The sequence below is a fragment of the Shewanella sp. 10N.286.54.B9 genome, assembly GCF_041468565.1.
Classification (GTDB): Bacteria; Pseudomonadota; Gammaproteobacteria; order Enterobacterales; family Shewanellaceae; genus Shewanella.
The window spans coordinates 1-6,783 of sequence record NZ_JBFRIY010000100.1; the positions used below are offsets into that span (position 1 = coordinate 1).

6 protein-coding genes are annotated in these 6,783 nt (G+C 44.4%); all 6 read left to right on the plus strand.

The genetic code is table 11. The annotated features are described in order from the left end of the window. Positions 1 to 1,515: FimV/HubP family polar landmark protein (locus AB4135_RS21845; protein ID WP_371995526.1), on the plus strand; the 1,515-nt coding region annotated here is incomplete at its 5' end. 163 nt (positions 1,516 to 1,678) lie between these two features. After that, positions 1,679 to 2,464, plus strand: coding sequence for a tRNA pseudouridine(38-40) synthase TruA (gene truA, locus AB4135_RS21850; protein ID WP_371995527.1), 786 nt, complete (start codon positions 1,679 to 1,681; stop codon positions 2,462 to 2,464). Between the two features lie 7 nt (positions 2,465 to 2,471). After that, on the plus strand, positions 2,472 to 3,749 hold the full coding sequence (gene folC / locus AB4135_RS21855; RefSeq protein ID WP_371995528.1) for a bifunctional tetrahydrofolate synthase/dihydrofolate synthase: 1,278 nt from the start codon (positions 2,472 to 2,474) through the stop codon (positions 3,747 to 3,749). Continuing rightward, entirely contained in the window at positions 3,742 to 4,344 is a 603-nt protein-coding gene (locus AB4135_RS21860; RefSeq protein ID WP_371995529.1) for an SPOR domain-containing protein, read from the plus strand. Before folC ends, AB4135_RS21860 begins: the two co-directional genes overlap by 8 nt. 115 nt (positions 4,345 to 4,459) lie before the next feature. Further along, positions 4,460 to 4,948, plus strand: coding sequence for a CvpA family protein (locus AB4135_RS21865; protein ID WP_020913176.1), 489 nt, complete (start codon positions 4,460 to 4,462; stop codon positions 4,946 to 4,948). A 98-nt stretch (positions 4,949 to 5,046) separates the two neighbouring features. Next, positions 5,047 to 6,561, plus strand: coding sequence for an amidophosphoribosyltransferase (gene purF, locus AB4135_RS21870; RefSeq protein ID WP_371995530.1), 1,515 nt, complete (start codon positions 5,047 to 5,049; stop codon positions 6,559 to 6,561). Positions 6,562 to 6,783: the final 222 nt, after the last annotated feature.

The following is a 6,783-nucleotide window of genomic DNA, read 5'->3' on the forward strand; positions in this document are numbered from 1 at the left end:
GAAACACCTGAAACAGCTAACGCGCCAGAGGAAGATGACTTAGATGCATTGCTATCAGGTTTTGATGAAACACCTGACACAGCTAACGCGCCAAAGGAAGATGACCTAGACGCATTATTATCAGGTTTTGATGAAACAGCAGAAACAGCTAACGCGTCAGAGCAAGGTGACTTAGATGCACTGCTATCAGGTTTTGATGAAACAGCAGAAACAGCTAACCCGACAGAGCAAGATGATTTAGATGCACTTATAGATGCAAACAATTCAGTTTCAGAAGCTGTTGTTACAGACGGTGATGAACTTGACTCACTACTCGCTGAGTTTGATATTCAGGCTGATGAAACAGAGTTAAAAGCAGATGATAGCGATATTGATGCGCTTTCAGATGAGGTTGCTGCCGAACTAGAGTTGCCGCTAGAGATTGCTGCAGAGTTAGATCTTAACGTTGAAGATATTAGTAGCGACGAAGCAGAACTTGATCAAGAGTTAGACACCTTGCTTGCTGATCTTGAAGCGCCTGTTGATGAAAATGCTGCCAAATTCCCCCAAGAATCTATTGCACTCATTGACGATATTGCAGCGGAGCTAGAAACTGAGTTACCCAAAGAGGCGGTGGAAGAGGGTGAATTAGATAGTTTATTAGCGGAATTCAACTTATCGGATACCCCCGCAGATGAGGTGCTAAGCGAGCTTAACGATAGTGAAAAGGCTAGCAGTGAAACACAGGAAGCGACTGATAGTGACTTTAGCTTAGATTTTGACCTCAGCGATAACGAAACCGGCTCAGACGAAATGAGTCAAGATGACAGTATTGAGTTAGATCCAGTCGCTGAAAGTGTTGATGTTGATTCTAAACGAGCTGATGACAATATGCTTGAGTTTAGCGCCGAGCCAACAGAGTCTATTGTTAAAGCAGACAAAGATAGCGGATTCTTTGATGATCTAAAAGGGTCGAAAAAGCCAGAGCCTGCGGCGCTTGATTGGGATACAGAACCTGCTGAATTGACTAACACAGCGCTTAGCGATGATGAACTGCTCAGTGAGCTTGCCGCGAGTGGAGGGGCAAGTGTTGATGCTGATGAGGATCTCGACGCATTTATTATCGAGGACGATAGTAAGTTAACGGTTGATCAAGCATTGGCTGCACTTGACGCTAAGCAAGGCAATGAGCAAGCACCTGCTATTCCAGAACATGATTTAACCTCTTTCCAGCAAGATAACGGTTTTATCGATATTGATCGATTATTGAATGAAGCCGATGAAGAGACCGTAGAGACCGATCTTTATCAAGAGCTAGATGTTGATATGGGCGAGCTCGATTCATTAATGGGTAACACCTCAATGGTTGATGTAGATGATGCTGAAAATTCAATTAATGCCAAACTTGATTTAGCGCGCGCTTACATTGAAATTGATGACAATGACAGCGCTCGAGCTTTACTCAAAGAGGTGGAACTTGATGGTAATGAACGACAGCAAGCAGAAGCGTCGGGTTTGATAAAAGAGTTAGTGTAAAATATTCAGTTAAAAACGGCGCCCAAGGCGCCTTTTTTATGCTTATCGTTCGGTATGAATATGCTAGAATCGCCGCCTATTAAATATTATTGATTGTCGATAGCGGCGTTTTAACCATACGGCGCGGTGACAAACATGTTTGTACAGAGTTAAGAGGTGTGTGATGCGGGTTGCGTTAGGTATAGAGTACGATGGAAGTCGCTATTATGGTTGGCAGCGCCAGCTCGATGTCGACTCTGTGCAAGGGCAGCTAGAAAAAGCCCTCTCTAAAGTTGCCAATGAGCCAATCACCGTGCAATGCGCTGGCCGCACAGATACCGGTGTACATGGCACAGGGCAGGTGGTTCATTTCGATACCAACGCGATTCGTAAAGAGACTGCTTGGACACTCGGAGTGAATGTTAATTTACCCGATGATATCGCGGTACGTTGGGTTAAAGTGGTCGATGATGAGTTTCATGCGCGTTTTTCTGCAACCGCCAGACGCTACCGCTATATGATTTATAACCATCAATTACGCCCAGGCATTTTGCGCAGTGGTGTGAGCCACTATCGCGGCGATATTGATGAAAATAAAATGCATCAAGCTGCACAACTATTTGTTGGCGAGCACGACTTTACCAGCTTTAGAGCATTGCAATGCCAGTCTAAAACGCCTTTTCGTGAAATACATGAAGTTAATGTCACCCGTCAGGGCATGTATATTTGCGTTGATATTAAAGCCAATGCCTTTCTGCATCATATGGTGCGTAACATCGTTGGTACTTTACTTGAAATCGGCAAAGGCAATCAGCCAAAAGAATGGGTTAATACATTATTCGCACTTAAAGACAGATCAAAAGCAGCGGCTACGGCGCAGCCAAATGGTTTGTACCTGGTTGATGTGACTTACCCCGAACATTTTCAATTGCCTAAGCTAGCTTTAGGTCCACTGTTTATGTTGGATTAATCCAGTGATGGAATCGATGAAACATATTGCACCTGCAGCAAACTCTCCGTTGAATATTTGGCTCGACTATTTGTTGGCGATTCATCCAACTGAAATCGATATGGGGCTGACGCGAGTCTCAGAAGTCGCCAAACGTTTATCGCTAACAGTGCTGGGTGATACCAAAGTGGTCACGGTGGCTGGTACAAATGGTAAGGGAACGACCTGCGCCATGATAGAGGCTGCGCTTAAACTTAAGGGTAAAACGGTGGGCGTTTATAGCTCGCCTCATCTGCTCAATTATAATGAGCGGGTGCGAATTAACGGTGTAGATGCAACTGATGCTGCGTTAGTCAGTGCATTTGAAACGATAGAAGCTGCTAGAGCTGAGATCTCGTTGAGCTTTTTTGAGTATGCAACACTGGCAGGCTTGGTGCTATTCAAACGTGAACAACTCGACGTTATATTGCTTGAAGTCGGTCTCGGTGGCCGTCTTGATGCCACCAATATTATAGATGCCGATATCAGTGTGGTCACTTCAATCGATCTGGATCATCAAGAGTATTTAGGTGATACCCGTGAGTTAGTGGCAGCTGAAAAAGCAGGTATTTTTAGAGCGGGGCGCCCAGCCATTGTTGGCGAACCTGATTGCCCGCAGCCACTTATTGATTATGCACACAGTATTGGGGCCAATTTATATCTAGTCGGGCAAGAGTTTAACTATACCTGCGGCGATACAAGCTGGAGTTATCGCGGGCAGTCTTTCGATTTAGACACATTGCCTTTCCCCAAACTACCTCAGCCCAATGCTGCAACGGCTATCGCGGTACTGGAACATTTATGTCCAAATATCGACGCGAATTTGCTTGCTGATGTGGTGGGGAATACACAGCTTGCCGGCCGCTTAGAACAGCTTTGTGATAAGCCTTGTGTGATGGTTGATGTTGCTCACAATCCTCATGCTGCTCGTTATTTGAAGTCGCGCTTAAGTCAGCTTAAAAAAGCACGCCTGTTTGCGATTTGCGGTATGTTAAAAGATAAAGATGCCGCTGCAGTGTTAGCAGAGCTGTCAATCGATGTAACACATTGGTATCTTACTGATTTAGACGTGCCGCGCGGGGCTACTGCTGAGTCATTAAAGGCGTTACTGCCGCCACTAAGTGCTGCGAGTTGTTATACAAGTATCGATGCGGCTTGGAATGCTGTGCAACAGCAAGCAAATGCCGACGATGTGATCATCGTTTTTGGCTCATTTTATACAGTAGCTGGATTTAAAGCATTGTTTAAGGGAGAGAGTTTTGTCTAGTCATTTTCAAAATCGTCTAGTCGGTGTGATTGTTATTGTCGCACTAGGTGTGATTTTTTTACCCGATATCCTTGATGGCAAAAAGCAGCGTCAAGAGGAGCAGTTTGCCGAGATCCCGCTAAGGCCTGAAGTGGAGCAAGCACAGTTACCGCAACAAGCGATTGAAACGCTAGAGCTAGACACTGAAGCGTCAACCACCACTGTTGGTGATGATAGCTGGGAAATAGAGCCTGCCATTGAAGAAAAAACGGCGGCAGTGGTTAACACTGAGCCAAAGGTTAAAGATGTTGCGGTAAAAACGCAAAGCACCGTGGTTGCTGCCAATAAAAAGCAAGTTGTTGCTAACTCAAAAGCTTGGACTATTCAGCTAGGTAGTTTTAAAAATGCCACAAATGTTGAAGCGTTAGTAAAAAGCCTGCGTGCCAAAGGCTTTAGTGCTTATACGTTACCGACAAAACCTGTAGATGGAAAACTGACTAAAGTGTTTGTTGGGCCAAATATCTCTAAAGATAAATTGGTTGCGATGCAGCCAGATATTGAGAAACAGACTAAGTTGAAAGGCCGCATTGTGGCATACAACCCTGTCGAAAAATAACAAGGTGTGATTGTCCTATTCTGAGAAATCGTTATTTCGTCTACAAAGCGTGTGAAATAACCTTGTCTCTGATAGAATCGCGCCGTCTTAAACCCTATGCCGGATATACTCTTCAATGGTTTGGATTGATTACGCCATCATCATCGTTATTGGACTGTCGACACTGATAAGTTTGGTACGAGGCTTTGTTAAAGAAGCGATGTCACTAGTCGTGTGGTTCGCCGCATTTTTCATCGCCAGTCAGTTTTACCTCAAGCTCGCCACGCATCTAACCCAGATGCAAGATGAAATGGTTCGTAACGGTGTTGCCGTCGCTATTCTCTTTATCTCTACGCTTATTTTAGGCGCGCTAGTTAACTACATTATTGGCCAACTGGTTTCTAAAACCGGATTGTCTGGCACCGATAGAGTGCTCGGCTTATGCTTCGGTGCACTGAGAGGCGCACTAATCGTAAGCGCAATACTATTTTTCTTGGATGCTTTTACTGGAGCACCGAATACAGATTGGTGGCAGAGTTCAACACTCGTGCCCGAATTTGGAGTTGTTATTCAATGGTTTTTTGACTACTTGGAAAACACCTCAAGCTTTGTACCCAAAATATAAAATGCACTAAAGCATTATTTGGACTTCAACCAAGAATTACCTTGGTTGGAGCAAAAATATTTAAATAATAGAACATCTTACAATGAGGAAGCTTACCCATGTGTGGTATTGTCGGAATAGTTGGTCAGTCATCGGTTAATCAAACCATTTATGATGCACTGACTGTGCTTCAGCATCGTGGACAGGATGCTGCTGGCATTGTGACCGTAGACGGATATGCGTTTAGATTACGTAAAGCCAATGGCTTAGTAAAAGACGTTTTTGAAGCAAAGCATATGCAACGCCTGCAAGGTAATTCAGGTATTGGTCATGTACGTTACCCAACGGCCGGAAGTTCAAGTGCTTCAGAAGCGCAGCCGTTTTATGTTAACTCACCTTTTGGGATCTCATTAGCGCATAACGGCAATCTAACCAACACGGTTGATTTGCATGAACGCTTGCATAAGCAGCGTCGTCACGTTAGCACGACCTCAGACTCTGAAGTGTTGTTAAACCTTCTTGCAGATGAACTGCAGCATACGACCACCCAACACCTGTCTGCTGATGATGTGTTCAAAGCTATCACTAAAGTACACGAAATTGCTCGTGGTGCTTATGCCGTTGCGGCTATGGTCATCGGTCACGGCTTAATGGCATTTAGAGATCCGTTTGGTATTCGTCCGCTAGTTATTGGTAAGCACGAAACTGAAACCGGTACAGAGTACATGGTCGCTTCTGAAAGTGTCGCGCTTGATGCAGTCGGTTTTGAGTTTATGCGTGATGTTGCGCCGGGTGAAGCGGTTTATATCACTTTAGAAGGTGAGCTATTTACCCGCCAGTGTGCTCATACTCCAAGCTACGCGCCGTGTATCTTCGAATTCGTTTATTTTGCTCGCCCAGACTCGACTATCGACAACATCTCTGTTTATAGCAGCCGTGTAAACATGGGCACTATGTTAGGTGAGAAAATCAAGAGAGAATGGGAAGATCACGATATCGACGTGGTTATTCCTATTCCTGAAACATCGTGTGATATCGCCCTTGAAATTGCCCGTCATATGGACTTGCCATATCGCCAAGGTTTCGTTAAAAATCGCTATATCGGTCGTACCTTTATTATGCCTGGTCAACAAGAGCGTAAGAAGTCAGTACGTCGTAAGCTCAATGCGATTGGTGCTGAGTTTAAAGGTAAGAACGTCTTATTAGTTGATGATTCGATAGTGCGCGGTACAACTTCTGAGCAGATCATTGAAATGGCACGTGATGCTGGTGCTAAGAAAGTATACTTTGCTTCAGCGGCTCCTGAAATTCGTTTCCCGAATGTTTACGGTATTGATATGCCAACGACTAATGAGCTTATCGCCCATGGTCGTGACGTTGAAGAGATCACAAAGCTTATTGGTGCCGACGGCATGATTTTCCAATCATTGCCAGATTTAATCGAAGCGGTACGCCAAGAAAATCCAGCCATTAAGCGTTTTGAAACATCAGTGTTTGACGGCAAGTATGTGACTAATGATGTTGACCAAGCGTATTTAGACCACATTACTCAATTGCGTAATGATGATGCTAAAGCTAATCGCAGCAAAGATATTGGGACTAACCTAGAGATGCACAACGTTTGTCATCCATAAGTCTCAATCTATAACGCGCCAAAAGCCGAGTGAATACTCGGCTTTTTTGTCTGTTTAGAATACGAGATAGCTTATACCAATCAGTATAAGAAGTTGATCTACTCAGAGCGTTTTTGGCACGCTAATTCAAGGCGGATAAATGACATAATGGTTGTTCCCTTATGAATTTATTCGTTGCCGAAGTAGCAGGCCAAAAACACTTCTTCAGGCGAGTTTTAGCGG